The sequence below is a fragment of the Terasakiispira papahanaumokuakeensis genome (genome assembly GCF_001709345.1).
GTDB classification, from domain to species: domain Bacteria; phylum Pseudomonadota; class Gammaproteobacteria; order Pseudomonadales; family Halomonadaceae; genus Terasakiispira; species Terasakiispira papahanaumokuakeensis.
Window position 1 is genome coordinate 579,742 of record NZ_MDTQ01000001.1, and the last position, 26,032, is coordinate 605,773.

25 protein-coding genes and 5 tRNA genes are annotated in these 26,032 nt (G+C 50.5%); 23 read left to right on the top strand and 7 right to left on the bottom strand.

The features are described 5' to 3' along the window. Positions 1–154: 154 nt before the first annotated feature. A complete protein-coding gene (locus BFW38_RS02565; protein ID WP_084004410.1) occupies positions 155–1,618 on the bottom strand; it encodes a M48 family metalloprotease in 1,464 nt (487 codons plus the stop codon). Between the two features lie 157 nt (positions 1,619–1,775). Between BFW38_RS02565 and BFW38_RS02570 the strand changes: the two genes are divergently transcribed. Together BFW38_RS02570 and BFW38_RS02575 are read left to right on the top strand one after the other, a co-directional pair. Further along, entirely contained in the window at positions 1,776–2,027 is a 252-nt protein-coding gene (locus BFW38_RS02570) for a sulfurtransferase TusA family protein (protein WP_068996981.1), read from the top strand. Positions 2,028–2,029: 2 nt separating this feature from the next. After that, positions 2,030–3,127 carry an AI-2E family transporter gene (locus tag BFW38_RS02575; RefSeq protein ID WP_068996982.1) on the top strand — a complete coding sequence of 366 codons (1,098 nt, stop codon included), beginning with the start codon at positions 2,030–2,032 and terminating at the stop codon, positions 3,125–3,127. A gap of 53 nt (positions 3,128–3,180) precedes the next feature. Here BFW38_RS02575 and BFW38_RS02580 read toward each other — a convergent pair whose 3' ends face one another. After that, positions 3,181–3,666 carry a peroxiredoxin gene (locus tag BFW38_RS02580; RefSeq protein ID WP_068996983.1) on the bottom strand — a complete coding sequence of 162 codons (486 nt, stop codon included), beginning with the start codon at positions 3,664–3,666 and terminating at the stop codon, positions 3,181–3,183. A gap of 348 nt (positions 3,667–4,014) precedes the next feature. Between BFW38_RS02580 and dapA the strand changes: the two genes are divergently transcribed. The 4 genes from dapA to purC all read left to right on the top strand — a co-directional run bounded on the left by dapA (position 4,015) and on the right by purC (position 7,575). After that, complete coding sequence (gene dapA, locus BFW38_RS02585; RefSeq protein ID WP_068996984.1) at positions 4,015–4,899, top strand: 4-hydroxy-tetrahydrodipicolinate synthase; 885 nt, start codon at positions 4,015–4,017, stop codon at positions 4,897–4,899. Continuing rightward, the gene (gene bamC / locus BFW38_RS02590) at positions 4,899–5,897 is read left to right on the top strand and encodes an outer membrane protein assembly factor BamC (protein WP_068996985.1); all 999 of its coding nucleotides are present in this window, start codon (positions 4,899–4,901) and stop codon (positions 5,895–5,897) included. The genes dapA and bamC overlap by 1 nt, the downstream gene beginning before the upstream one ends. Position 5,898: 1 nt before the next feature. Then, entirely contained in the window at positions 5,899–6,687 is a 789-nt protein-coding gene (locus BFW38_RS02595; RefSeq protein WP_068996986.1) for an MBL fold metallo-hydrolase, read from the top strand. A 174-nt stretch (positions 6,688–6,861) separates the two neighbouring features. After that, entirely contained in the window at positions 6,862–7,575 is a 714-nt protein-coding gene (gene purC, locus BFW38_RS02600) for a phosphoribosylaminoimidazolesuccinocarboxamide synthase (protein WP_068996987.1), read from the top strand. 158 nt (positions 7,576–7,733) lie between these two features. On the opposite strand, the gene BFW38_RS02605 is transcribed toward purC, so the two are convergent. Beyond that, positions 7,734–9,350: a methyl-accepting chemotaxis protein gene (locus BFW38_RS02605; protein WP_068996988.1), complete on the bottom strand. Its 1,617-nt coding sequence runs from the start codon at positions 9,348–9,350 to the stop codon at positions 7,734–7,736. Between the two features lie 238 nt (positions 9,351–9,588). On the opposite strand from BFW38_RS02605, the gene BFW38_RS02610 reads away from it, so the two are divergent. Then, positions 9,589–10,470 carry an isocitrate lyase/PEP mutase family protein gene (locus tag BFW38_RS02610; RefSeq protein WP_068996989.1) on the top strand — a complete coding sequence of 294 codons (882 nt, stop codon included), beginning with the start codon at positions 9,589–9,591 and terminating at the stop codon, positions 10,468–10,470. Positions 10,471–10,538: 68 nt separating this feature from the next. Here BFW38_RS02610 and BFW38_RS02615 read toward each other — a convergent pair whose 3' ends face one another. After that, the gene (locus tag BFW38_RS02615; protein ID WP_068996990.1) at positions 10,539–11,483 is read right to left on the bottom strand and encodes a sensor domain-containing diguanylate cyclase; all 945 of its coding nucleotides are present in this window, start codon (positions 11,481–11,483) and stop codon (positions 10,539–10,541) included. Further along, positions 11,476–12,357 (bottom strand): hypothetical protein, encoded by an 882-nt coding sequence (locus BFW38_RS02620; protein WP_068996991.1) that lies wholly within the window; start codon positions 12,355–12,357, stop codon positions 11,476–11,478. The genes BFW38_RS02615 and BFW38_RS02620 overlap by 8 nt, the downstream gene beginning before the upstream one ends. 229 nt (positions 12,358–12,586) lie before the next feature. Here BFW38_RS02620 and BFW38_RS02625 point away from each other — a divergent pair, with 229 nt between their 5' ends. Together BFW38_RS02625 and BFW38_RS02630 are read left to right on the top strand one after the other, a co-directional pair. Beyond that, positions 12,587–13,216, top strand: a complete 630-nt coding sequence (locus BFW38_RS02625; RefSeq protein ID WP_068996992.1) for a flavin reductase family protein — start codon at positions 12,587–12,589, stop codon at positions 13,214–13,216. A gap of 250 nt (positions 13,217–13,466) precedes the next feature. Further along, the gene (locus BFW38_RS02630; protein ID WP_068996993.1) at positions 13,467–14,309 is read left to right on the top strand and encodes a hypothetical protein; all 843 of its coding nucleotides are present in this window, start codon (positions 13,467–13,469) and stop codon (positions 14,307–14,309) included. A 120-nt stretch (positions 14,310–14,429) separates the two neighbouring features. Here the strand turns inward: BFW38_RS02630 and BFW38_RS02635 are convergent, their stop codons facing one another. Together BFW38_RS02635 and BFW38_RS02640 are read right to left on the bottom strand one after the other, a co-directional pair. Further along, positions 14,430–15,827, bottom strand: a complete 1,398-nt coding sequence (locus BFW38_RS02635) for a PepSY-associated TM helix domain-containing protein (RefSeq protein WP_068996994.1) — start codon at positions 15,825–15,827, stop codon at positions 14,430–14,432. Between the two features lie 317 nt (positions 15,828–16,144). Then, entirely contained in the window at positions 16,145–16,570 is a 426-nt protein-coding gene (locus BFW38_RS02640) for a DUF2946 domain-containing protein (RefSeq protein ID WP_139116540.1), read from the bottom strand. Between the two features lie 345 nt (positions 16,571–16,915). Here BFW38_RS02640 and BFW38_RS02645 point away from each other — a divergent pair, with 345 nt between their 5' ends. The 14 genes from BFW38_RS02645 (at position 16,916) to BFW38_RS02705 (ending at position 25,954) form a co-directional block, all read left to right on the top strand. Beyond that, entirely contained in the window at positions 16,916–17,932 is a 1,017-nt protein-coding gene (locus BFW38_RS02645; protein WP_218186346.1) for a DUF1176 domain-containing protein, read from the top strand. A gap of 216 nt (positions 17,933–18,148) precedes the next feature. Next, on the top strand, positions 18,149–19,537 hold the full coding sequence (locus tag BFW38_RS02650; RefSeq protein WP_068996997.1) for an NAD-dependent succinate-semialdehyde dehydrogenase: 1,389 nt from the start codon (positions 18,149–18,151) through the stop codon (positions 19,535–19,537). A gap of 205 nt (positions 19,538–19,742) precedes the next feature. Beyond that, on the top strand, positions 19,743–20,204 hold the full coding sequence (locus tag BFW38_RS02655; RefSeq protein ID WP_084004412.1) for a MarR family winged helix-turn-helix transcriptional regulator: 462 nt from the start codon (positions 19,743–19,745) through the stop codon (positions 20,202–20,204). A gap of 28 nt (positions 20,205–20,232) precedes the next feature. Further along, positions 20,233–21,069 (top strand): alpha/beta fold hydrolase, encoded by an 837-nt coding sequence (locus BFW38_RS02660; protein WP_068996998.1) that lies wholly within the window; start codon positions 20,233–20,235, stop codon positions 21,067–21,069. Between the two features lie 89 nt (positions 21,070–21,158). After that, the gene (locus tag BFW38_RS02665; RefSeq protein ID WP_068996999.1) at positions 21,159–21,965 is read left to right on the top strand and encodes an SDR family oxidoreductase; all 807 of its coding nucleotides are present in this window, start codon (positions 21,159–21,161) and stop codon (positions 21,963–21,965) included. 114 nt (positions 21,966–22,079) lie between these two features. Continuing rightward, positions 22,080–22,367, top strand: coding sequence for a YciI family protein (locus BFW38_RS02670; RefSeq protein WP_068997000.1), 288 nt, complete (start codon positions 22,080–22,082; stop codon positions 22,365–22,367). A gap of 391 nt (positions 22,368–22,758) precedes the next feature. Then, entirely contained in the window at positions 22,759–23,223 is a 465-nt protein-coding gene (locus tag BFW38_RS02675; RefSeq protein WP_068997001.1) for a GNAT family N-acetyltransferase, read from the top strand. Between the two features lie 49 nt (positions 23,224–23,272). Next, complete coding sequence (locus tag BFW38_RS17810; protein WP_139116541.1) at positions 23,273–23,497, top strand: hypothetical protein; 225 nt, start codon at positions 23,273–23,275, stop codon at positions 23,495–23,497. Positions 23,498–23,584: 87 nt separating this feature from the next. Beyond that, positions 23,585–23,660: transfer RNA gene (locus BFW38_RS02680), tRNA-Val, on the top strand. A gap of 53 nt (positions 23,661–23,713) precedes the next feature. Continuing rightward, positions 23,714–23,790, top strand: a tRNA-Asp gene (locus tag BFW38_RS02685). Between the two features lies 1 nt (position 23,791). Then, positions 23,792–23,867 (top strand) — tRNA-Val (locus tag BFW38_RS02690). Positions 23,868–23,894: 27 nt separating this feature from the next. Continuing rightward, positions 23,895–23,971: transfer RNA gene (locus BFW38_RS02695), tRNA-Asp, on the top strand. 51 nt (positions 23,972–24,022) lie between these two features. Then, positions 24,023–24,099, top strand: a tRNA-Asp gene (locus BFW38_RS02700). A gap of 490 nt (positions 24,100–24,589) precedes the next feature. Beyond that, on the top strand, positions 24,590–25,954 hold the full coding sequence (locus BFW38_RS02705; RefSeq protein WP_068997002.1) for a DUF3422 family protein: 1,365 nt from the start codon (positions 24,590–24,592) through the stop codon (positions 25,952–25,954). The last annotated feature ends 78 nt before the right edge of the window (positions 25,955–26,032 follow it).

Here is a 26,032-nt window from a genome sequence, read left to right on the forward strand (position 1 = left end):
TTGCTTTGAGCCTCATTTTGGCCCCATATCAAAAGCCCGCGGTGGATGTCGCGGGTTTTTTTATAGGTTTTTTTTATATGGGCTCTTTGATCTGAAACTGAGTTGATCACTTTTGTCGAGAGAAGAGCGTTAATGGCCGTGAGTAGGGCTGTTTTTATCGCATGAGGTCATGGAACTGTTGGCGCATATCAACCAGTTCTGCGCGGCGTTCTCGTACAGCGGCTTTGGTCGCATAATGATCCGCTTTGTCCAGTGCTAGGTCCAATTGAGTCAGTGCCGCTTTGAAGCGGCCAGTGAGCTGAAAAAACTCAGCTCGTGCGCGGTGGACCTGTACTCGGTCTCCAGCCAGCCCCGCTGTTTCTGCTAGTTGATACCAAATATGCGGGTCCTGCGAGCGTGTTTGGCTCAATTGTTGGAGTAAGTGTTCGGCATCACTGGCTCGGTCTTGGCGCAAGCGCACTTTGGCCAACTCGAATTGAGCCGGGTAATAATCAGGACTCAGATCCAGTAAGGCTTCCAGCTGTTGACTGGCCTGATCCCAATGCTCTGCGCTGGCATAAGCCTCGGCCAGGGTTTCGTTGATCATCAGGCGCGTGGGATGTGCTTGTTGCAAGGCTTTGAGTCGTTGAATGGCCGCTTGCGGGTGCTGCTGATGCAAGTCTTTCAATGCCTTGGCATATTCTTGCGCGATGGGATCTGCATGCGCATTGAGAAAACGAGCCAAGGCATTTTCAGGGTCTGATTCTAAGTGCATGATCAAACGGGCCCGAACTAATGGATAGTCTCGACCATGGGCAATCGCTTTAGGTTTGAGCTGATCCGCTCGGGCTTCAGCATCGGCGATACGTGATTCGGTCAATGGGTGTGTCAATAGAAACTCTGGCGCTCGACCGCCATTGAGCATGACTTGCCGTTGCATCAAAGCAAACATCCGAGGCATGGCGCCAGGGTCATAACCCGCTCGCACCAGGGTGTCCAAACCCACCCGATCGGCTTCTTTCTCGTAGGCGCGGCTATAGGCCAGCTGGTTTTGAATGCCGGCTGCCTGACTTGACGCAATGGCCGCGACCCCCGCATCCGCTTGCCCCTGACTGGCGGCGACAATACCGGCCAGCATCGTAGCCAGCATGGGGAGTTGCATTTGCTCTGCCGCTTCTTGCTGCCGAGCAAAGTGGTGTTGACTTAAGTGTCCCAGCTCGTGGCCGACAACGGAGGCGAATTCATCTTCATTAGGCGCAAACGCAAATAATCCCGCATTGAGGCCCATAATATTACCAGGCACAGCAAAAGCATTCAGTTGGCGGTTATCGACAAGGACAACCGTGAGGTGTTTGTTGTCCAAATGAGGATTGTATGTGGCCATGCGTTGTACCAATTGTTCACTATAGGCCTGAACAAGCGGGTCATAGAGAATGTCGACCTGAGCACGAAAACTGCGCAACCAAGCTTGGCCCAATTGGCGTTCTTCATGAGGGCTAATGTCGTAACTGCTGGCATCGCCCAGGCTGGGTAGGCGAATGTCGCTGAGACCGGATACTGGCAGGGCTAAAGCCGTTATCATCAGCATTACAGCAGCACACAAAGGCCTTCTCGGGTATGCTGTTGAACGAAATCGCATGGCGTATCCTGTTGGGCATCCTATTGACGAAATATCTTAACATTGGCGTGATCGGATATCGCTATTTCGACCGACGACTGATTGAACCCCAAGATTGATTCGATTGCTGTTGGATTGAGTCAATCTGTATTTGGCTTATTGGACACGGAGACTCACGATGAATTCCACCCCCGTTATACCGGAGGCTGATCAGTCACTGGATGTGTGTGGATTACACTGTCCGATGCCTTTACTGAAAGCCAAGCTGGCATTAAATGCTATGCGCGCGGGCGCCGTGTTACATGTGTGTGCGACCGATGCGGGCTCCTGGGACGATTTTGCCGCTTACATCACCTTGAGCCCTCATCAGATGCTGCATCGTGAGGCGCGTACTGAACAGTTTCATTATTGGATTCGTAAGGGAGCCTGAGCATGGCTGTAAAGGATGTGTTGCACCATTGGCTGCAGCGGTATTTTTCAGATGATGAAGCGGTCATCTTTGCTTTGCTATTAGGTGGGTTATTTGCCGCCATTATTGTGCTAGGAGCCATGTTGGCGCCTTTTTTGATTGCGCTGGTGGTCGCCTTCTTGCTTCAGGGGGTGGTGGAAATTTTAGAGCGTTTGCATCTGCCTCGCATGCTGGCCGTGCTGTTGGCATTTAGCCTATTTGTAGGTGGGCTTTTGGCTTTGATCTTCCTGTTGATGCCGTTGATTTGGCAGCAAGGCGTTGCGTTGATGCAAGAGTTTCCAGGCATGATCCGAGCCGCGCAGCATGTCTTGGAAGAGCTGCAGGATCGTTATCCGATGTTGTTATCACAAGATCAATTGCGGCAATGGATTACGGCAGCCTCTGGAGAGCTACGTTCGGTGGGACAAACACTGGTGACTTTTTCCTTGTCCAGTATTCCCAATCTGGTGGCGTTGATGGTGTATCTGGTGCTGGTCCCCATTCTGGTGTTCTTTATGTTGAAAGATAAGGATACCTTGCTGGGGTTTGTCTCTTCTTTGATGCCCCGCCGCCGTCAATTGATGCAACGAATCTGGCAGGAAATGGACGCGCAGATTGCGAATTACATTCGCGGTAAAGTGATCGAGATATTGATTGTCGGCGTGGCCACTTACTTCGGTTTTATCGTCTTTGATCTACGCTATGCCGCTTTACTGGCGCTTTTAGTCGGTTTGTCGGTATTAGTGCCTTATATTGGCGCGGCGGTCGTGACGATTCCGGTGTTGTTGGTCGCAGCCTTTCAATTTGGTCTGAATATGGATTTTGTCTGGGTGATGGTGGTTTACGGCATTATTCAGGCGTTAGATGGTAATGTGTTGGTGCCGTTACTGTTTTCGGAAGCAGTGAACTTGCATCCTGTGTCGATTATTTTGGCGGTCTTATTCTTTGGTGGCATCTGGGGGTTCTGGGGGGTCTTTTTTGCGATACCGCTGGCGACGTTACTCAAATCGGTGATTAATGCCTGGCCGCGCTCATTAAGCGATCAGGATCAGGCGCTACAGCGATCAGATTCGGCCGTTTAATTGTGGTCGATCAGGCCGTACCGTTGCGCATCGCACAACGGTACGGTATCGGATTAATCTAACGGTTGACCCGCATGGAGGGCTTGGGCTGCTGCCAGCACTTCATCAACATGACCGGGCACTTTCACTTTGCGCCACTCTTTGACGAGAGTGCCTTCACTGTCGATTAGGAAAGTGCTGCGCTCAATGCCCATATGTTCTTTGCCATATAATTTTTTGAGTTTGATGACCTCAAATAATTGGCAGAGGGTTTCGTCTTTATCACTGATTAAGTGAAAGGGGAAATCGTGCTTGGCACGGAAGTTTTCATGGGCCTTGAGACCATCACGTGAGACCCCAATCACCCGAGTGTTCGCTGCTTCAAAGGCTGAGTGATGATCACGGAAGCCTTGGCCTTCGGTGGTGCAGCCTGGGGTATTATCTTTGGGGTAAAAATAAATCACCACTTGCTGACCTTTGAGCTCCTCAGGGGTCAAGGTCTGGTCACCGGTGGCGGATGCAGTAAACTGGGGAATGGGTTGCCCCACACTGACACTCATAACGACTCCTTGGGTTGATTAAACTCTGCCAAGAATAGGCGGATCTGCCATTGGGTGAAAGGCTTCTGGTGACCCTATGGGCGTAGACTATGTGCAAAATGGAGCGCACATGGGGGGCGTCGGTTGGTGTTGTGCTTGAGGCTGGGCTGACGTAAAACTTGTCTGCATGCTGTGGGGTGGGTAGAGTCACTCAGTTCATGATCTGAACAATAACAGCATCTGATGACTGATGATCAATAGCGACGCTTGTCGCGCTTTAGCGCCGCTATTAACATCCCATATCCAATACTCATCGTGTATTCTGATGTTGAGTTATTTATCCACCCCCTCATCTGTAGGAGAAGACGGATGTTTCAAGGCAGCATTGTCGCGCTGATCACCCCCATGACCACTGAAGGCGAGGTCGACTGGGTGGCACTTGATCGACTTGTGGACTTTCATCTCGAACATGAGACTGACGCTATTGTCGCGGCGGGGACTACTGGTGAGCCGTCCACACTGTCTTTTGCCGAGCACTTCGATGTGATCCGACGTGTGATTGAGCGGGTGAAGGGACGTATTCCTGTGATCGCCGGTACCGGCGCTAATAATACGGCTGAGGCAGTTGAGTTGACGCGATATGCGGCTAAGGTTGGGGCCGATTACTGCCTATCGGCGACCCCCTACTACAACAAGCCGACGCAAGAAGGTTTGTATCAGCATTATAAAGCGATTGCCGAAGCCAGTGACCTGCCGATTATTCTCTATAATGTGCCGGGCCGTACGGCGGTTGATATGCACAATGAAACCGTGCTGCGTTTGACTCAAGTCGACAATATCGTCGCTTTGAAAGATGCCACTGGGGATTTGGAGCGAGGTAAAGCGCTGATTGATGCCGTTGCCGGTACCGATTTCCGTATTTATTCGGGAGATGATGCGACGGCATGTGAGCTGATTCTGATGGGGGCACACGGTGATATTTCAGTCACGGCCAATGTGGCACCCAATCAGATGCATGAGATGTGTGTCGCTGCACTGAAGGGTGATGCGGCACGGGCTCACCAAATTAATACACGTTTAATGCCGCTACATACCGGATTATTTGTTGAGTCTAGTCCTATTCCGGTGAAGTGGGCTGTCCAGGCGATGGGGTTAGTGGAAGGCGGCATTCGCCTGCCCTTAACGCCTTTGTCTGATAAATATCACCCGACTGTGCGTGAAGCGCTGCAGTTGGCGGGTGTCCTGGAGGCATAATGCAAAGTTGGCAAAAGGTGCAATGCGGGGTGCTGCTGAGCATAAGCATTGCAGTGATGGCGGGGTGTAGCGCTTCTTCACCCTATCGTGATCGGGCAGAAGATTATCGCCACGCCGAGCCCTCACACTATGAATTGCCGCCTATTCCAGGGCAGCGGGATCAAATGCCGATTCCTCAAGGGAGTACACAGGGCTATACCGGTGATGAGTTTATCGCCCCTCGTCCTGAGTCAATGCAGACTGGGGTGGCAGAGCGTCCGCCGGTTGAATTGCGTAAAGATAATCAAGGGCCCTGGCTGTGGGTCAATACTGGTCCGGCTAAGGTTTGGCCCGCATTGCAGCGTTTTGCTGAAGAGAAAAATCTGGATGTGGTGTATACCAACCCGCGTAGCGGTGAATTGATGGTGCGGGCTGATGTAGGCGGTACGCCGGCCCAGCGTTTCAGTTTGCGCCAAGGGGTTGGGCGTCAGACCTCTGAAGTTCGGATCGTTTCCATGAGCAGTGGTCAGGCCTTGCCTTTTTCTGAGTTTGATCGCGAACGCATGATGGCGCTGGAACAGTATTTACTGGTCACTCAACAGCAGCAAAATGGTCGTGTATCACTGGCGGCTCAAAATCTAGATGATGGTGATCAGGTGCGCTGGGTTGACCGGGATGGTCGACGTCTGCTGGTGCTTGATTTCGCCTTTGACCGGAGTTGGGGGGAGCTGCAGAACCTCTTGAGCAATGGCTTTGATGAAGATGCGCAGCGCCTAGATGATCAGGATCGCAGCCAGGGGATTTTCTATATCCATTATTTGGCGCGGGCTGAACGTGATAGCGGCTTCTGGAGCTGGCTGTTTGGCAGTGATAATGCGGATAAAGCGAAAGCTTATCGCTTGGTCTTGACCCCTTCAGGTGATATGACTGAACTGCATGTCGAGGATGCGTCGGGTCAGCCTGCTGATATTCAGGTTGAGCAGGAGCTGTTGGACTGGATTCGACGTCAGCTGACTTGATATGACACAAGCGTTACGTTTTGCATCCTTGGGGTCGGGCAGTAAAGGCAATGCGACGCTGGTCAGTGCAGGGCAAACCCATATCTTGATTGATAATGGGTTTGCCCTACGGGATCTGACTCAGCGGCTGGCCCGTTTTGAGCTGACCCCAGATGATCTTAATGCCGTCTTGGTCACTCATGAACATGGTGATCATGTCGGTGGCGTTGGCCCCCTAATTCGGCGACACCGGCTGCCAGTGCATATGACGTATGGCACCCGTTTGGCGGCTCAAAGGCGATTAGGTCAGCTACCTCATTGGCAGATGTTGACCCCTGAAATCCCAGTGACGATCGGAGATTTGGAAGTCCTCCCGGTGACGGTACCCCACGATGCGCGTGAGCCGTGCCAGTTTCGTTTGACCGATGGTCAGTATCAGCTCGGGATCTTAACCGATCTCGGCTCGGTGACTGCTCATGTTGTGACGACTTTTCAGCATTGCGACAGCTTGGTGTTGGAAGCGAATCATGATCCTCAGATGTTGGCGCAAGGGCCTTATCCGCCTAGTTTAAAAGCGCGTGTTGCCGGTGATTATGGCCATTTGAGCAATCAGCAAGCGGCTGAGTTTTTACAGCACATCGAGACCGGCCATCTCCAGCATTTGGTGGCCTCGCATATCAGTGAACAGAATAATCAGGCGGCATTGGCCGGGCGTGTACTGGCCGAAGCACTGAACTGTACCGAGGATTGGATTACGCTGGCTGATCAGCAGCAGGGCTTTGGCTGGCGTGCTTGCCTTCCTCGTGGTTGATTGATGAACGGGGGCAATGCGCTGATTGTCAATCCAGTGTACTGATTTCTATCGGCGTTTCTCGGCTGGCTCTGATATGATATTGACTGCTTAGCCAGCCTCTTTTCGGAGGCTGGCTTTCTTCCTTCTTTCTTTGAAATACTTTGACTACGACATTTGCACTTGGAGATCCCCATGGAAAAACGTGAAGAACTGTATGCTGGCAAGGCCAAATCGGTCTTCACCACTGATGATCCTGACTATCTCGTATTGCATTTTCGCGATGATACCAGTGCCTTCGACGGTAAAAAGAAAGAGCAGTTGGCACGAAAAGGTCAGGTCAACAACCGCTTCAATGCGTTTATTATGGAAAAATTGAAAGCGGCAGGGGTTCCTACTCACTTCGAGCGTTTACTGAATGATCGTGAAGCTTTGGTCAAAAAGCTCGACATGATTCCAGTTGAATGTGTCGTACGTAATATCAGTGCAGGCAGTTTATGTCGTCGTCTGGGGGTTGAAGAAGGGTTGACGCTAACGCCCTCTACGTTTGAGTTATTTCTCAAGAATGATGCCCAGGGCGATCCGATGATTAACGAATCGCTGGCGGAGACTTTTGGTTGGGCCACGCCTGAGCAGTTGGCTCAGATGAAGACGCTGACTTATCAAGTGAATGATGTGCTCAAGCAGTTGTTCCTGGATGGCGGCATGTTATTGGTGGACTACAAGCTGGAGTTCGGGGTCTTTAAAGGCGAAATCGTATTGGGCGATGAGTTCAGCCCGGATGGTTGTCGTTTATGGGATAGCGAAACCCGTGAAAAAATGGATAAAGACCGTTTCCGTCAAGGCTTGGGGGGGGTGATCGAGGCCTATGAAGAAGTCGGTCGTCGTCTCGGTATCGAATTTGATTGATATCACGGCCGTTTTTCGCCGGTGATGACTGTTGATGTGAGCGCCGAGACTTTTGAAAAAGGGGCCTGATGAGGGCCCCTTTTTTATCGTGTTTATCGTGCTATTGAACTCAATGCGTATAGCTTAAGCCTCAGTATTGATATTCAAAACCTCAATAATTAGATCTGAAACCTCGATACTTGTTGCTTCAGCCCTTGTGCCATCTGAGTCAGGGACTCGATCGCACTACTGGTTTGGTTCGCGCTAGCTGCCGATTGAACGGATAAATCGCGAATATTGACCAGGCTTCTATCCACTTCTCGTGCGACCTGCGCTTGCTCTTCTGAGGCGCTGGCGATGACGAGGTTGCGTTCGTTAATGCCGCTAATGGCCAGTGCAATGGTTTGTAGCGCTTCTTCTGCTTGTTCGGCTGCGGCGAGTGTTTTTTGGACTCGCGAATTACTGTCACGCATCGCTTCGACAGCATCCTGTGTGCCATTTTGAATGCTGCTGATGATTTGCTCGATTTCTGTCGTGGAATCCTGGGTCCGTTGTGCCAAAGCTCTGACTTCGTCAGCCACAACGGCAAAGCCGCGCCCTTGTTCTCCTGCTCGGGCGGCTTCAATGGCCGCGTTTAAAGCCAGCAAGTTGGTCTGCTCTGAAATCTTACGAATCACATCCAACACGGTACTGATACTCTGCGCTTTTTCGGCCAGATCCTCCATGCTCGTCGAGGTTTGGCTCATATTAGTGACCAACTCCTTGATTTCTCGCGCGGTGTTCTGCACTTCCGTACGGCCATGATGCGCTGTTTTTTCTGATTCTTGTGAGGCTTCAGAGGTTGATGTCGCATTGTTCGCCACTTCTTCGACTGCCGTGGTCATTTCGGTGATTGCAGTAGCGGCTTGCTCCACTTCGTCACTCTGCTGGTGCAAGTTGCGGGTACTTTCGTCTGTTGCGCTCTGTAATTGCGTTGATGCTGTGGCCAATTGCGAGCTGGTTTCTAGAATTTGCTGAATGACTTGGCGAAGTGCTTTTTGCATATGCGTGATGGCATTCAATAGCTGAGCGGGTTCATCTTTACCTTCGACGGTGATCTCTTGGGTTAAATCGCCTTGAGCAATGCGCTCAGCGGCCATTAGGGCTGCCTGAATGGGTTGTGTGAGACTACGAGTAATCAGTATGGCCAATAAAATAGTCAGTAACGACGAGGCCACGATTAATAGAGCGACCGCTATCTTAGCATTTTCATATTGTTGACCCGCTTTTGCCGATGACTTGGCAGCACCTTGATGGTTTAAGTCTTTTAAGCGGGCTAGATCATCCGTCATCTGATCACCGGTACGGTTGATCGCATTCTCATTGGCTGGGTCCGCGGGTTGGCCATTGGCTCTTCGCTCAATCATTTGGCTTCGCGCTTGCAGGTATTCTTGTAATTCTGCTTCTAAGCTCTGGTAGACATTACGTTCTTCGCTGGATGAAATTAATGCTTGGTATTTTTTTTGGCTGTTTTGAAGGTCTTCGACCAGTTGAGGCCCCTCTGACAGAATGCCTTTGACTTCCTCCGCGCTGTCCGCCCCCATCACTTTAACGGTATGGACCCGTAGCGTTAGCATATGCTCGGTCACGTTACCTAGCTGATAAATGCTCTCCATCCAGTTTTTTTCAATCTCTTCGGCACTGGCGCGCACATTGGAGATTTGCTGGAGTGCAAACAGGCTGGTGATGATCATAAGGATAAGAATGATGCTGAAGCTGAGCGTGGTTCTAACCCCAATATTAAGTTTTCTTAGCATGGCCTTATGCTCATTGTTGGTAATGATCGTCCTGGCGCCGGGTGTCCCGTACCGGTTCTTCATGCAGCTTAGTTCAGAATCCAGCTTAGTTCAGACTGCCCGTCCTTGCGTTGAAATATCATCACGCCCGCTCGGGAGTAAATCGAGTGGCTGCCTGCTTCAATCACAGACATGAATCGCAGTAGAATCGGGTGAATCTCTTGGTAGGACTCTGCCAATCAATCAGTGAGGTTTGACTATGGCCATGCCTTCTCCTCAGGCGTTAAGACATCAGTTTCGAGATTTACTCAATCGTCAGACATGTTATTACACCGCTTCTACTTTTGATCCTATGTCAGCCCGAATCGCTGCTGATCTTGGCTTTGAAGTAGGGATTTTGGGGGGATCTGTCGCTTCACTGCAGGTATTAGCGGCGCCAGATCTTGCCCTGATTACGTTATCCGAATTTGTTGAGCAGGCGACCCGTATTGGCCGTGTGGCGCGCTTACCGATTATCGCTGATGCTGACCATGGCTATGGTAATGCCCTGAATGTCATGCGTACGGTCACTGAGCTTGAACGTGCCGGTCTTGCGGCGTTAACGATTGAAGATACGGTATTACCCGCCCGCTTTGGGCAAACACCCCCTGAGCTGATTTCGCTTGAAGAGGCTGTGGGAAAAATAGAGGCGGCTCTAGATGCGCGTATTGACCCTGCTTTTGCCATTTTGGCGCGGACCAATGCCGGGGTGCTAAGCGTCGATGACGTGGTTACGCGGGTTCAAGCCTATGAAGCTGCAGGTGCTGATGGTGTGTGTCTAGTCGGTATTCGAGATTTTAAGCATCTAGAAGCGATCAGCAGCCACCTGAGTATTCCATTGATGTTGGTGGCTTATGACAACCCCGCGCTGGCCGATCCGACCCGTTTGGCGGCCAATGGTGTTCGTGTGGTGGTCAATGGCCATGCGGCTTATTTCGCGGCGATTAAAGCCACCTATGATTGTTTGCGTGATCAGCGTGTCGCCGAAGCAGGTGATGTTGAAGCCTCTGAACTGGGCGCTTCCGCGTTATCAATGCGTTATTCGACACTGGATGAAAATCTTGAATGGGCACGGCGTTATTTGGCCATTGATACGCCGTAAAACGCAGCTTTACATGGGCTGTTATGGCGGAGTAGAGGGGAGGGCGACGTCCCTGTCGTTTTTTCGGGTTAATTCAGCGCTTGAGTCGCTCTTGGCCCGGGGGCTTCGACGCAATTACGGCCTCGCTTCTTAGCCGCATAAAGCATTTTATCCGCCAATTCAAATAAGCGGGTCATGGGTTGTTGCGCCTCCGGGATGATACTGGCTATCCCGACACTGACAGTAACGACACCGCCTACGGATGAGCGAGCATGAGGATGCTGCTGATTCACCACCATTCGTCGACAGACTTCGGCGATTTCGACGGCCTCTTCTTGCGTTGTTTCCGGCATCAGTAAGACAAACTCTTCGCCACCATAACGTGCCAGTAAGTCTGAGGGTCTTAGGGCTGCATTATCCAAGGTTTGTGCGACTTTTTTCAGGCAGTTGTCGCCTTCGGCATGACCATAGTGATCATTAAAATCCTTGAAATGGTCAATATCGAACAACGCCATTGAGATCGGACGTTGAGACTGTTGGGCTTGGGCCCAAGCAAGTTCGAGTGAGCGATCATACATGCGGCGGTTGGCAATGCCGGTTAAGGCATCGTGATAAGAGAGCGACTCCAGTTGCTTGTTCAGGCGTAGCAGCACATCTTCCATCTTTTTACGCTCGGAAATATCGAACATAAAGCCCACCAGGGCGACGGTTTTACCCGCCTCCCGAATGACATGCACGACATCGCGGACCCAAACATAGCCGCCATTTGCAGTGAGTGCACGGTAGTCCATCTCATGATCAATCCCGCACTCGGATTGCGAGACACACATATTAAAGCTGTCGGCGCGTTCATTGGGGTGAATTCGATCGACCCAGTCTTGAGCTGACTGCCAGCTTTCCTGAGGCCAACCCAGCAGTTGTTCGATTTGTGGCCCGATATATTCAAAGGCTTTAGTTTCCCAATTCATTTTCCAGGGAATGGCCTTGGTCGACTCCAGCAATGTTTTATAGAGATTATCATCTCGATCAGCCATGAGATTGACCCTCTTTGTTCTCAAAGTCGTCTTGATTGTTAGGCCAATCAGGCACGACATGGTGTGCCATGGTCTTAGTCTTTTGGTTATAGATTAGGACGGTATCGGCTTGGACAAAAGCTGAGTCGGCGACCGTAATCCCATATTCACCCACCAGCGTGCCATCGCCATGAATGGTATACGCTGGGGTATAGAGCGCTTTGCCGTAAGGAATCTGGAATGCTGTGAAGTGATAGGTGTTGCCATCGCTGAGGCGCTTGCCTATGACGATATAGCCCCCGCATTGTTCATTTAGGGGGATATGAATATGGGGAAAGTTATGGGTCTCGACAAAAATACCGCCGCCCCCTTGAGGCTGCATTAGAAAGTCCTTTTTATACTCTGGCGTATAGGTGTAGCGCATCATCACGATTTCATAATCGCGGGATTCGCAAGCCAGTACCTCATCACGGTCGATCAGCGTGAGCCCATAGTGACGCACCGTTTCAGGGGTGGCCATCACGGTGGGAATTTGGAACGCCGGGGGGACAAGTAAGGTCCCAACACCGCCAAAAGTGTTGGCACTACCGCCATGCTCAACGCGAATATTCTGCTCCAGCGCTTGCTGAGTATTCAGCCACTGAGCTTGAACATCAACATAAGGCGTAGGTGATTGACTCGGGCTGACTGGGACCAAGGGCGTTACCTGATCTGGGTTGAAATACCATGAGGTTGTACCCTTATCAATGGTGGTGACGCATCCATTTGTGGTCATCACCGCCTCTGTTGGGTCAGTCGCAGCATAACGTGTCAGCGTCGCACTTTGCTGAAGTGCTTGATTCATCAGTGGAGATAACGCAGATAACGTCAGTGTGGACTTATCATCAGTACTCATGAGCGGTTCCTTGCGAGGGAGGGATGTTTATTATTGTCTCTTATATGTGACATATTGTGTGTCTTCTTATAGATAGCATGTTCTGAAAACCTCCGTCTAGTCACTAAGTTGAGGGGGATGACATGACCATGCTATTGACGTGATGGAGTCACTTATAAGGCCAGACCCTTGATGTACTGTGATAAATTCATTGTATTCGCTCGCTACGTCTATTGGTTGAGGACCTTTAATGAACCCGTCTCAGTATTTTTATGAACCTGCTCAAGGCCATGGCCTGCCGCACGACCCCTTTAATGCCATTGTTGGACCGCGTCCGATTGGTTGGATTTCCTCCCAGGATGCCGAAGGACATTTGAACTTGGCGCCCTATAGTTTTTTTAATGCTTTTAATTACACGCCGCCGATTATTGGATTTGCCAGTATTGGGTGGAAGGATTCGGTGCGTAATATTCAAGCAACGGGAACCTTCTGCTGGAACCTGGCGACGCGCCCCTTGGCTGAGGCGATGAACGCCAGTTGTGAAGCCGTGGATGCCGATATTGATGAGTTTGAACTGGCCGGGCTAACGCCTGAGCCTTCAAAACGTATCGCGGTGCCGCGTGTTAAAGAAAGCCCGGTGGCTTTTGAGTGCCAGCTCAGTCAGCTGATTCAACTGAATACGGCACAAGGTGAAGCCGTTGACACCTGGCTGGTGCTCGGGGAGGTTGTTGGTGTGCATATTGCAGAGCACTTATTGGTTGATGGGGTTTATCAAACGACACTCGCGGAGCCGATCTTAAGAGCAGGAGGCCCCGCTGCCTATTATGGCATCAGTGATGCCGAGCGTTTCGAGATGTATCGCCCGGGTGTGCGGGGTTAACCCATTGATGGATCAATGCAACAGAGTGTCATTGCAATGTGTCAGGCGTTCCTCTATAACCATCGCTTGATGGAGCACTGATCCATCATGCTGACAGGGATGTGGCCACCAGAATCACCGTTAAACCGATTCCCGCTTTGGTCCGGGTCTTTGTGATACGTAAAGCCCCTATGAGCCATGAAATACGCTCAATGCCTGTAAGTCAGATGTTCAGTGCTTTCACATTAAGTCTGTCGGATATGCTGATCGCATGAATCCGGCTCAGGGAACCGAAGGGGATAATGTGAAAAAGCTGGTCTTGTTGTGTTTTGTGGTGCTACTCCAAGGGTGTGGTGGTAAGCCTTTCTATCTGACAACGGTGAGTCCGCCTGTTGAGTTAGGGGATTCGGCAGCGGTTCAGTCATCAAAATTATTGACATCAGATCATGTTGATCATGGGTGGGCTTCTATTGGCGATAAATTGCTAACGGTTGAGGAGTATGGTGCATCTCAGAAGTCTGGTCAGGAAGTGGCTGCTCATGCGCCTACACGTCGTGATTTTCCCCGTCGTGCTCACTGGTCAGGCCTTTATCGCTTTAATGTCGATCGTTTAGACTCGCTTTCAAGTACCCGCAAAATGCAGGGCCATGGCAATGTCTCTCCTGCGGTTGATAAGCTCCTCAATAAAGACTTAACTGGCCTCACTATTTTTACGACACCGGATTATTACCGGGGTGCTATCGGCGTTATTTTGGATGAACAGGGGCATGTTGCGACTGAAGAGCCCTTAATTCAGGTCACTGGGGGCAAGGCTGGACGTCGCTGGGCGATGGATTATCGCGGACCTTTCTTTGTCAGTACCGATGCCATTTCAGGTAAGCCGACGACCTCTTGGTCATTATTTTACAGTGGCTATCGACAAGGCAGTTATGTGCTGACGTTGACTTCTCAGACCATGAATAGCCAAGGTCGTGCGCAGGCGCAACCAGAACAGACCTTGTATGTGTCTGAGCAGGATTTACGCCAGGGCACTATGGTTAAAGGGCTCTTTATCCAAGCGTTGGCGATTAACGAGCAGGGCATGCTCAAACTTAAGATTGAAGACCGCCGTTAACCCGCGCTTACCGAGTCTCTGATCGGAAACAAGCTTTTGATCGGAAAAAGCCCCCATCGGTGTTTCGACCGGTGGGGGCTTTCTATTGGGATTGACGGGCGTTGTGCTAGACCTGTGTGATCAGTTTTGAGCAGTGTCTGAAGCCGCTCGCCAACGGAGGGCATCAATCATTAGGAAGATGATTAAGCTGACGCCCAGTACTGGTAAGCTCCAGCCTAAGAACAACGCGAGCATGACACTGATACTTTTATGTGTGTTGGAGAGTTTGGCCCAGGCCTGTAGCAAGGGTTTGGCTGTTGGCCCGGCAGCGGGGCGCCGTAGCCACCACATGCGATAACCCAGGATAATCATCACGCACAGGGTGATGCCGAATGCTGCTAGCATTAATTGGTTCGGCCAACCGAATAAAATGCCCATGTGGGCATCGATACCCCAGCGAATCAGTTTGGCAATCAACGGGAATTCAGCGAAATCAGCACGGCTGATCACTTTCATCTGATTCGGGTCAATCGCGACGCTATCGACTTGCGTGGGCCATGAGCGGTCAATTTCACGCACAAACCAAGCTTTATCTGCAGATTTAGGTGGTTTGATCTCCAGCTTGCCGGCATCGATACCCGCCGCTCTGGCAGTGGCTAAGACTTGATCAAACTGCTGAGGGGTCCATAGCGGGTGAGTTTCAGTGCTGCTCTGTATATTGCCAGCATCATGATGGGCCGCATGCGGATCATGAGCGGTTGCTTTGGGGGCCTGTGTTTCTAAGTTGAGGGAAACGGAAGGCGTCACCCAGCCAATTTGGGCGCGTAGTTGAGCAATATTACCGCCCGCCCATTTCGACCAGGTTAGGCCGGTGGCGGAGAAAAAGACCAGCCCCAGAAAGATCACCAGACCAATTTGGACGTGGCGTCGGCGATGCCTCAAGTGAGGCGTGCGTGCCGCAAATTCAGCCTTATTTTTCTTGCCGCCACGCCACCATAAATAGAGGCCACCCAAGGCTGCAATCCACATCCAAGAGGCGGCCAACTCACTGTAATAGCGCCCCCATTCGCCTTGCAGCAGCTGACGATGCAAAAAGTCTAGATTCATGCGCAGCGGCAGTATGCCGCTGGTGCCGTACACCGGGAGGTGGCCGGTGATCTGTAACGTGACAGGGTCAACAAAAACCGCGCTGGCGCCAGAGAGCTTAGAGGCCGGGTCTAAAAACATAATGCGTGTGGTTTCGCCGGGGCTCGGCGCGGGTCTGACGGCAAATAATTTTAGCTCATGGGGAAGCGATGCTTGAGCCGCTTGAATCTGTGCGGCTAGCGGCTGTTCAGGGCCTTGACTCTCAGTGGTCAGTACATCCTGATAGATGATGTTGGCTAATTGGGGCGTCAGCACATATAAGGTACCGGTCAGTGCTGCGATAAAAATAAAGGGGCCCACAAACAGGCCAATATAAAAATGCAGGCGTGTGATGAGTAACAAAAGTGCATTATTGGACTTTTGCTTTTGTTCTGGCGGTGTCGGTGTCGACATCGTCTCTCTCTCAACTAAGGCCACCATGATGCGCTGGGCTGCACTTTTGAGTGCAATCTATTCGCGCGATCTCTTAGTGCAATCTCGTTGCCTTTAATAGCGCAATCTCGTTGCTTTTAAGAAAATCTCGTGGCTGTGCATATCATGAAAAAGCCGTCAACCCAGCGCTGGAAGCCTTTTCAGACCTTGGCACAACAGGGTGACGTCTACTGATTAATCGACATGCACAGCGTAGGCGAGTCTGATGAGGAAATGCCTGGCTATGCATGCCTGAAAACACTATGTGGGGGAGAGTGAGGGTGCTTAAGCCTCACTCATTAAGCATGCGGTGGTGCGCGAGGATAAGACGATGAATAGACATCAGCTTCGTCTGCTGATGCGTGACGTACCGCTGGTAGTGGAAGGCTGGGAACCTGAGTCGTTACCAGTGGTATGGCCAGTGCTTGCATCCAGCTCAAGTGAAAGAGCAGTGAGCAGTAGCCACAAGCTTCTAAATGGGATAGATGGGAATGATGATCGCCCGCATGGTGGGGCTGCACGAGCGTATGTGTAACGGCATCAGTCGATGTGCTCTGCTGCTGTGCTGAGAATTGATGTGCCATCACCATGCCCGAAGGCATCGGTGCCGGTCGCGTCAGCTGAGAATATAAAGGCCCCAGATACAGCATCAATACGGCAAGCAGGCTTAGCCCGACCGCATGATAGTGATAGCGTTGAGAGAGGCGCATTAAACTGAAAGTCACGGCAGATTCACAATCTTAGTGAGTCACTCAACTGAGTGATCATCGTCAGTTCGTTCAATAAGTCACATGAGTACACAACCGCATTATATTCTCATGGCGCTATAATAGCATGCGCCATGTCCCTGTGAGGTGAGACGTTTTGTCGCGATGAGGGAAAACGGTCGTTGGCTCGGGCGATCAAATAAGGAGAGGCCTAAGGTGTTTAAACGTCCAGTATTTAAAGGTTCTGAGCTTAAACGTTCCGTGCTTAAAACTTTACGGTTCAAAAGCTTACGGTTCAAAAGCTTACGGTTCAAAAGTTTAGCTCATGTGTTTAAGACGCTGGAGGCCGCATACGATGTGTTGATGCGCTTGCATCATACGCCCGTTCGAAAAGTCGTGATGATGCTCATCTTATCGGGTGTGGCCATGGCGAGCCACGCAGAGAATGACAGCGTGCCTGATTTTATGCGGGGAGATTGGCTGCTTGTTTGCGATAACACGCTATTGTGTCGGGCGGCCGGTTATCCTCCTGAGCGTTATGTTGAGGCGCAACGGGCGGGCTTGATCTTGAGTCGAGCCGCTGGGCCGGGCACAGCGTTAACCGGTCGTTGGGTCTCAACAGAAGATATGGCCGAGACAACGCCTTTGCATTTATGGATGAATCAGCAAGATATGGGCGAGGTCCTTGCTGATGGGCGCTTAACGGACTCACAAGTTGGGCAATTGGTGGCGATGGCCACTCAACATGTCGATATTCGATTGGAAGGGTCGGGGATTGTCTTGCCACTGTCTGATCATGGGATCAGTGCCGTATTACGGCGCATGGATGCGGTACAGCAACGCCTTAATACCCCCGGTGCTTTGATCGTGAAAGGGTCTCGATCTGAAGCCGATATACCGACGGCGCCTCCAAAACCAGAGATTCAGCAAGCCGCCGTGTTGGAGGCTCAACTGCGACCGATCTCTACCTCGTCGGCTCAAGGACAACAATTATTGCGCGCTTTGGCCAATACCCGTGCGGCGGAATGTGATCTGTCTGAAGACTATCTGCAGTATGCGGCCCTGACGGCGGATAAAGCCTTGGTGATGAAAGCATGCTGGCGAGCGGCCTATAACGCGGGCAGTGTGGCTTTTGTGGTTGATCGCAACACCTTCAAGCCATTACAGGAAGTGACATTCAGTGCCACAGATTATGCGCAAGGCACACTGAGCATGATGCAAAAGGGAAGAGGCTTAGGCGACTGTTTCTACCTGAAGCGCTGGGTCTTTGATGGTGAAGTGTTTGTCGTCAGCCAAGAAAATTCCACCGGGTTATGCCGCTTGTTCCCCGGTGGAATGGTGACCTTGCCGAGATATACGACTCGGGTTCTTTCACCTTAAGCGATGCATCCTAGGCGATTTCACTCTGAGTGATTACCTCCGGCACGATCCTTGAAATGAAGCTGAATTGAGCCGAAGCAGGCGCATAGCATTAAATCAAGCTGGGGGTTGTATTCGTCTGCTGCCATCCGCAAATGATTAAACAAGAAGATCATGGCCGTGAATGCCATTTGAGCTTCTATTCATTTGTTTAGCACAATCGCGCAGGAGGTTGTCATGGCCTATGCAACGGTGAATCCGTTTACCGCAGAGCAAGTTAAAAGCTTTCCAAATGCTTCTGACCAGGAGATTCAGCAGGCATTGGAAGCGGCTCAAGAAGCCTTTGACGGCTGGAAAACGACGACCTTTTCCCAGCGCAGTCAAATCTTGCAAAAGGCGGCTGATTTACTGAGAGCAGAAAAACCTGATTTGGCCGGTTTACTGACCCTCGAAATGGGCAAGCTGTTTAGTGAAGCGCAAGATGAGGTCGAGATTTGTGCTGAAATTTTTGAATATTATGCCCGTCATGCTGAGACTTTATTACAGCCGGAGAAACTACCGGCCAGTGATGAACAGGGAGAATACTGGCTCAAGCACGAACCCCTAGGTGTGTTGCTGGCGGTTGAACCCTGGAACTTTCCTTACTACCAAGTTGCCCGGATTATTGCGCCTCAGTTGGCGGCAGGGAATACCGTATTACTCAAGCATGCCTCGATTGTGCCGCAAAGTGCCGCTGCTTTTGAGCAACTGATGCGAGAGGCAGGATTACCGAGCGGTGCTTTCCAGAACCTGTATGCCACCAAGGATCAGGTCGAAACCATGATTCATGATCCGTGGGTTCAAGGGGTCGCATTGACAGGCTCTGAAGGGGCCGGTGCCTCAGTTGCCGAACAGGCAGGTAAAGCTTTGAAGAAAACGACCCTGGAATTGGGTGGGGCTGATCCTTTTGTGGTTCTCCGTGATGCCGATCTCGATAAAACCATCCAATGGGCCGTCATGGGCCGGCATTTTAACGGCGGGCAGGTGTGCACGGCCTCCAAGCGCATGATCATCGACCAACATCTGTATGATGACTTTCTACAGCGCTATACCGAAGCGGTTGCTCAATTGAAGGCGGGTGATCCGATGCTGGCCGAGACGACCCTGGCCCCGCTGTCCTCTCAAGAGGCGGCGGATAACCTTAAATCCATGATTGATGAAGCGGTTCAACATGGTGCCACTGCGACCCCGGTGGGGCCTGCGGTGCCGACCCAAGGGGCTTTTGTACAGCCGACGATCCTCACGGATGTCACACCGGATAATCCGGCCTACTACAAAGAGTTCTTTGGTCCTGTTTCCATGCTGATTCGGGCGGAAGATGAACAGGATGCCATTCGCATAGCCAACGATTCCCCGTATGGGCTGGGCGGCTCTGTCTTTACCCAAGATATTGAACGGGGACAAAAAGTTGCCGACCAGATCTCAACCGGTATGATCTTTATTAACCACCCTACCGTGATTAAACCTGACCTGCCCTTTGGCGGTGTCCGTCGTTCCGGTTATGGCCGGGAATTGATTGGGCTGGGGATTAAAGAATTTGTGAATCATAAACTGGTGGGCGTTGTGGATATTGAGGCTCCCTTTTAACCATCAGCTCACGAGGGGGCTTATTTCCCTCGTGAGCCGATAGGCGTCTTGCTTGGCGCCTTGATCAAACCCCAAAGGTGCAGTGAGTTATGACTTACTGCGCCTTTTTTTGTGAACTTGTGATGATTTTATTTGTGGAATGCTTGAGCTTGCAATTATTTGGGTATAATGTTGACTACTCAAGTATATCGCAAGGAAATGTGACATGTCTGAAACAACAGAAAGTGAGCGGGTTAAAGGCGAGCTAGCCGAAAGTGATCAAGTGATGAGTCTCATCGGCCTCAACAGTAAAATACAGAAACGCATTGGCGGTGCGCTTTCCGCCCATGGTATTGGGGTCACTGAATACCTTGTACTCAACCAATTATATGCGACACCAACACAAACAATGCGCCGCAGCGATCTTGCTGAGCGTGTTGGTTTGAGCCCATCAGGTGTTACGCGCCTGATTACACCGATGGAAAAAACAGGATTAGTTCAAAAGGAAGACAATCCCCGCGATGCCAGAGTCAGCCTGGTGACTTTGTCGGCATCTGGAAAGCAAATCTACGAGGACGCGCAGGCATCATTCGCACATGCTTCAGCGGCCCTCTTGGAACCTTTAACGGATGAGCAGCTGAGGGCGTTTTCTGAGTGCTTGAAGGTTCTCTCCAAAGGTTTTTCATGAAAACCTTCTCGTAAAAGGCTACTCATCAATGCAAAAGCAAAACGCGAGACAAGCCTTGATCGACAGTGTGGGTATCCCAGTGACTCAGGCTGATGTCATGGTCGACACGATCAAGACTGCTTATTTATCAGCGGGCACGGGCTATCCTGTGATTTGTCTTCACGGAGGCGGTGCAGGTGCGGTCACTTGGTATCCTTCTATTGGCCCGTTGTCACAACATTTTCATGTTATCGCGCCTGATATTGTCGGCTATGGCGAGTCTGATAAGCCTGATGCCGCTTATGACAAAGCATATTTCGTCACCTGGCTAAAGCAGTGGTTAGACGAGCTGGGCATTACTCGTGCACACATCATCGGCTTATCTCAAGGTGGCGCCATTGCGTTACAGTTGGCGCTTGATTATCCCGAGGTCGTCGATAAGCTGGTACTGGTTGACTCTGGTGGGTTGGGGGCAAAGTCTCCGCTGTTATCGATTGTCGGAATGGTGTGGTTGAACACTTGGCCTTCATCTCTCGCGAATCGGTTCTTTTCCCGTTATATCCTGTTTGAACCCAAAAAACGCGATCCGAACCATGGGCGTTATTCAATTGAGGTTTTGAAGCAGAAAGGGGGGCAAAAGCCCTTCACGCAAGGGCGTGGTGCTGCAGTTTCAGCCCTATCGGACGCAGCGCTGAGTCGTATATCCAACAAGACGCTAGTCGTTTGGGGCGAAAATGACCGGCTTTTTCCTTTCGAATACGGTGCCAAGGCCGCCGCGATCATGCCTGATGCCACACTATGCTGCATTAAAGACGCTGGACACCTACCGCTGATGGATCAACCTGCAGTTTTTAATCAGGCCGTGATCAACTTTTTGCTGACTTAAATGAAGCCGTGATCTTAAAGAGTCAGTTTAAAGACGGTGGGTTTAAACAGGGTGGGGTTTAAATAAGCCTATCTAAATAAGGAAACACCATGAGACTTGCACATAAAACCGCATTGGTCACTGGGGCGGCGAGGGGAATCGGTGAAGCCATCGCGACACTTTTTGCGGCTGAGGGAGCCCAAGTGATTCTCTCTGATATTAATGATGAATTAGGCCGCGATGTTGCCGCCCGCATCGGTGCCAATGCTTGCTATATACCTCTTGATGTCAGCCGTGAAGATGATTGGGTTGAAGTCAGTCACTATATTCGCAGCACCTATGGTGGGCTGGATATTCTGATCAATAATGCGGGTATTGCCGGTATCTTAGAAACCTCGGGCCCGCATGACCCTGAGCACTTGGATATTGAAAGTTGGCATCAAGTCCATCGCGTCAACCTGGATGGTATGGCGCTGGGCTGTAAATACGCGATTGCGCTGATGAAAACCTCTTCGGCGGCCAGTATTGTGAATATCTCTTCACGATCCGGTCTTATCGGAATCCCCTTTGCTGCGGCTTATGCTTCCAGCAAAGCCGCTGTTCGCAACCACTCGAAATCCGTTGCATTGTATTGTGCGCAAAAGCAGTACCCCATCAGGTGTAACTCTATTCATCCGGGCGCCATATATACTCCGATATGGGATGTGATGCTTGGAGAGGGTGAAGATCGGGAAAGCGCGATGAAAGTGATTGCATCCGAGATTCCTCTGGGCACGATGGGCGAGCCGAAAGACGTGGCTTATGCCGCGCTATACCTCGCCTCTGATGAATCCAAATATGTCACCGGCATTGAAATGAATATCGATGGCGGCATTTTAGCGGGCAGTGCGGCCTCTCCACCGAGCCGTGATGCCTGATGGGGTGATGAAAAACTTACAAACTCCATGGGTTGGGTCGGTTCAAGTCACCAGCAAGATGCTGGCTTTTATGTATAAACCGTGAGCCTGTTATAAAGGGCCAAGAGGACTTTAATGTTTATTGTGTCGCTGACTTATGTATGTGAATTAAGTGAAATCGAAAAGCATCTGGCGGATCATATACAGTATCTTGATGCCTATTATGCCAAAGGGGTTTTTCTCGCCTCCGGTCGAAAAGAGCCGAGAACGGGCGGCGTGATTTTGGCTCAGATGGACAGTCGAGCAGCACTTGATCAAGTGTTAGAACAAGATCCATTTAAAATTAATGGGTTAGCCCATTACGATGTAATCGAGTTTACGCCAACCAAAACGTGTGAGGCGCTTTCTTTTTTGTGTGTTTAACGTTGGTATGATTAAAAGCGATCAATCACTTTAATAGCCCTCGTACTGCCATGATTGAGGTTTTAGCGGTTGTTTATGCGATGGGTGGCAGTACGACACAAAAGACCGTGTGTCAGGAGGTCATCAGTGATGCTTATCTGTTTGTGAGGAGGCTTTATGGCATTTTCTGAGGCTGAAAGAATGTGCTCTTATCCGTTAAAGGCGTCGGCCCTACTGTTAGCCTGTGAAGGTTTGATGGCATATTAATGGCACTTATTTTCGGGTTTATTGTGGGGTCGTTGTGGATTGTACAGTGGTTATAGAGAAGGTTATGAATTAAAGTTGTTTACGGTCGTTCTAATTAAAACGATATTGTTGAGCGCTCTTTTGACTGATTAAGATGTGTTGATTAATGACATTAAATTTTAAGTGGTCTCGCATAGAAAATCTTTCAGCTTTGGAATTACTGACCCTTATAAAAGCAAGAGAGTCAGTTTTTGTCGTGGAACAACAGTGTGCTTACCAAGAAGTCGATGAGATGGATGTGCACTCATGGCATCTAGAAGTGTTGGTCGATCATCAGTTGGCCGCCTATGCGCGGGTTGTCGATCCGGCTATTAAATATGCGCAACCCTCTATTGGCCGAGTGATGACGGTTTCAGCATTCAGAAACCTGAACATCGGGCGCGCTCTTATGAGTGAAGCCATTCGTTTTACGGAAGCACAGTATCCCGGCATGGGGATACAAATTGGGGCGCAGGCTTATTTGAAGAAGTTTTATACCTCACTAGGGTTTGAGGTTGTGAGTGATGAATATGATGAAGATGGTATCCCGCATATTGATATGGTGAAACCGCCTTTAATGACAGGCGTGTAAGCATTGTGCTTGTGGCGATATCCCTCAAGCGGGGATTGCTGGAGTGTGAGTGTCGGCTTTAACGCGAGCGATGTTGAGCCTTAAACTCTTTCGAGGGGAAACCCTGCAAAGCCGTTCAGAAAGCGGTTGTCTGAATATGACATTGCCATGTCACTGGAGATGGCTTGGTGGAATGGGGCAAAAATATCAACAGGCGTCTGTCTCTGTTTTACGCTGGCTCTGCTTTACGCTGGGATTTTTGATATGGAAAACCATTGGCTTCGGCTGGTTGTGAGCTAACCGCGTGAAGCCAAAGGAAAAAAAATGAAAAAAGTGTTTGACAGTCCCGGGGAAGAATGTAAAATGCGCCGCACATGGAGAGGGGTGGTTAGCTCAGTTGGGAGAGCACCAGCCTTACAAGCTGGGGGTCACAGGTTCGAACCCTGTACCACCCACCACTTCATGAGATCAGATAGAGAGTTGATTTGATCGTGGTTTTTGCTTAATATGCGGACCGGTAGTTCAGCTGGTTAGAATGCCGGCCTGTCACGCCGGAGGTCGCGGGTTCGAGTCCCGTCCGGTCCGCCATGGGTGGTTAGCTCAGTTGGGAGAGCACCAGCCTTACAAGCTGGGGGTCACAGGTTCGAACCCTGTACCACCCACCATTAAGCGAAGACAGATATTCAGAATGTGGACCGGTAGTTCAGCTGGTTAGAATGCCGGCCTGTCACGCCGGAGGTCGCGGGTTCGAGTCCCGTCCGGTCCGCCACTGAATATTAAGATGAAATAAATTATCGAATCGATCTATTTTGAATTATGTGGACCGGTAGTTCAGCTGGTTAGAATGCCGGCCTGTCACGCCGGAGGTCGCGGGTTCGAGTCCCGTCCGGTCCGCCATTCAAAATATCATGGTGATCTTTGATCACACCAAGAAACCTTCAAGCGAAAGCTGAAGGTTTTTTTGTTTTTAGCGTATAGACTTTCTTTTTCTTTTTTCTTACAGACCTTCGCTTCATCGTATTTTTTCTTGTTTTTCCCTCTTTTGCTTTTCCCTCTTACTGCCTGCCTGCTTCTCTATTGGCTTCTGGCTACGCCGATATGGTGGTTCTCTCTTTTCCAGCTTTTCCATGTATTTCGATGTCACGCCTTCTGTCTTGTTTTAATCATTTGCTTTGATCTGCGCTATGGTCGTTTTGCACTGATGGGGCGTCTTTATGGGTGATTTATAAGTAGACCTTCTCGGGTTGCGAATGCGATAGTCGCTGACGCCTTAATGATGATAAAGCAAGCCATGCTCGGGTCGTATCACGGTCATCAAAGACTGAGGCGTGTGCGTGGATTGTGAATGAGTTGAACGCTTGGACACGATAGTAGGACAGAATTGGCTATGACTCACATTACGCAATTGTTGGATATTCATCCGTTGCGCGAAATGCTTTACAACGAGCTGCATTCGCGTCCATTTCAGGTGATCCCCAGTCCGGCTCGGATTACCCACTTGGCGCTGCAGGTCAATGAGCAGCAAAAAGCTGAGCAATTTCGTCATTTGCAGAAACTGCATGAGTTATTGGGTTATGAAATTCCTGAACAGGTGACTCATTGCTATGAGAAAACCTTTGATCATTTTCGTATTCGTTGGGAACAGCATTTAGAGTTTACAACGTATACCCTGATTCATTTGTCGCCTGAGCCAGCGGATGATCCCTTTCGTCAAACGGCCCTTGCTGATTTACCTTCTGCTTGGCTGGCGGCATTGCCGGGCGCCTTAGTGGCAGGCTTTCATATGGCGATCGAAGATGCGCGAGAAGTTGAAGAGCCTGAGCCGACTGAGGTGAAGCCGTGGTTTGAACAGATGAGATTGATTGGTTCCAACTCTTTGGATGGCGCTGCACGGATATGGACCAGCTTTCAGCTACATCGTGATGGCTTGGGTCGGTTGCTGGTGTATAACAAGCAGTTAAGCGATTCTCAACTGGGGCGTTTAGTTCAGCGGTTGGTTGAAATTGAAACTTACCGCTTGATGGCGTTGCTGGCTTTGCCTGATGCACGCCGAATTTCGCCTCTGCTCGGTGATATGGATGACCAGTTGAACCGACTGACTGATACGTTGGCTCATCAACAGCACTGTCAAGCGGTTGATGAAAGGGCCTTACTCGCGGAGTTGACGCAGATGGCCGCCAGGGTAGAGGCCTTCCGTGCACAGACGACGTTTCGATTTACGGCGACTCGGGCCTATGCTGAGATGATCGAAACGCGCTTGCAGGCTTTGCGTGAAGATGAGGTGTCGGGACATTTGACCATCAACGAGTTTCTCAGTCGACGTTTATTACCTGCGGTCAGTACTTGTCAGGCGGTGAGTGAGCGTTTAGAGGATATTTCGCGTCGTGTGGATCGGGCCAGCGATATGATGCGCACTCGTGTTGATATGGCGATACAGCAGCAGAATCGTGAATTGCTGGGGGCGATGAATCAGCGTTCCAAAATCCAGTTGATGATGCAGCATACCGTCGAAGGGTTATCTGTTGCCGCCATTAGTTACTATTTAGTGGGCTTGGGTAAATATTTGCTGGAAGCCTTGTATGGAACTGGTTGGCATTTCAATAAGTCGTTAGCTATGGGGATTCTGGTACCGCTGGTATTGGTCAGCGTCTGGTGCGTGACACGTCATATCCATCATCGCTTTCACGCATTAGCACACGATGAGTGTGATGATGATTTTGACCGGCAGGCTCGCCCGCACAAGCGTGAGTGATGAGGCCCGCGTCTGCCCTATGGCTGGGAGACGCTTTGAGCGATATTGGTAAAAGCTTTTTTAGCTTTTTTCATAAAA

Coding starts and splice junctions, on each gene's coding strand:
- purC (WP_068996987.1), top strand. CDS start 6,862: ATGGAAAAACGTGAAGAACTGTATGCTGGCAAGGCCAAATCGGTCTTC.
- BFW38_RS02645 (WP_218186346.1), top strand. CDS start 16,916: ATGCGCTTGCATCATACGCCCGTTCGAAAAGTCGTGATGATGCTCATC.
- BFW38_RS02705 (WP_068997002.1), top strand. CDS start 24,590: ATGACTCACATTACGCAATTGTTGGATATTCATCCGTTGCGCGAAATG.
- BFW38_RS02630 (WP_068996993.1), top strand. CDS start 13,467: ATGAATCCGGCTCAGGGAACCGAAGGGGATAATGTGAAAAAGCTGGTC.
- BFW38_RS02610 (WP_068996989.1), top strand. CDS start 9,589: ATGGCCATGCCTTCTCCTCAGGCGTTAAGACATCAGTTTCGAGATTTA.
- BFW38_RS02665 (WP_068996999.1), top strand. CDS start 21,159: ATGAGACTTGCACATAAAACCGCATTGGTCACTGGGGCGGCGAGGGGA.
- BFW38_RS02670 (WP_068997000.1), top strand. CDS start 22,080: ATGTTTATTGTGTCGCTGACTTATGTATGTGAATTAAGTGAAATCGAA.
- BFW38_RS02655 (WP_084004412.1), top strand. CDS start 19,743: ATGTCTGAAACAACAGAAAGTGAGCGGGTTAAAGGCGAGCTAGCCGAA.
- BFW38_RS02595 (WP_068996986.1), top strand. CDS start 5,899: ATGACACAAGCGTTACGTTTTGCATCCTTGGGGTCGGGCAGTAAAGGC.
- BFW38_RS02605 (WP_068996988.1), bottom strand. CDS start 9,350: ATGCTAAGAAAACTTAATATTGGGGTTAGAACCACGCTCAGCTTCAGC.
- BFW38_RS02580 (WP_068996983.1), bottom strand. CDS start 3,666: ATGAGTGTCAGTGTGGGGCAACCCATTCCCCAGTTTACTGCATCCGCC.
- BFW38_RS02575 (WP_068996982.1), top strand. CDS start 2,030: ATGGCTGTAAAGGATGTGTTGCACCATTGGCTGCAGCGGTATTTTTCA.
- BFW38_RS02620 (WP_068996991.1), bottom strand. CDS start 12,357: ATGAGTACTGATGATAAGTCCACACTGACGTTATCTGCGTTATCTCCA.
- BFW38_RS02615 (WP_068996990.1), bottom strand. CDS start 11,483: ATGGCTGATCGAGATGATAATCTCTATAAAACATTGCTGGAGTCGACC.
- BFW38_RS02635 (WP_068996994.1), bottom strand. CDS start 15,827: ATGTCGACACCGACACCGCCAGAACAAAAGCAAAAGTCCAATAATGCA.
- bamC (WP_068996985.1), top strand. CDS start 4,899: ATGCAAAGTTGGCAAAAGGTGCAATGCGGGGTGCTGCTGAGCATAAGC.
- BFW38_RS02650 (WP_068996997.1), top strand. CDS start 18,149: ATGGCCTATGCAACGGTGAATCCGTTTACCGCAGAGCAAGTTAAAAGC.
- BFW38_RS02675 (WP_068997001.1), top strand. CDS start 22,759: ATGACATTAAATTTTAAGTGGTCTCGCATAGAAAATCTTTCAGCTTTG.
- dapA (WP_068996984.1), top strand. CDS start 4,015: ATGTTTCAAGGCAGCATTGTCGCGCTGATCACCCCCATGACCACTGAA.
- BFW38_RS02570 (WP_068996981.1), top strand. CDS start 1,776: ATGAATTCCACCCCCGTTATACCGGAGGCTGATCAGTCACTGGATGTG.
- BFW38_RS02660 (WP_068996998.1), top strand. CDS start 20,233: ATGCAAAAGCAAAACGCGAGACAAGCCTTGATCGACAGTGTGGGTATC.
- BFW38_RS02565 (WP_084004410.1), bottom strand. CDS start 1,618: ATGCGATTTCGTTCAACAGCATACCCGAGAAGGCCTTTGTGTGCTGCT.
- BFW38_RS02625 (WP_068996992.1), top strand. CDS start 12,587: ATGAACCCGTCTCAGTATTTTTATGAACCTGCTCAAGGCCATGGCCTG.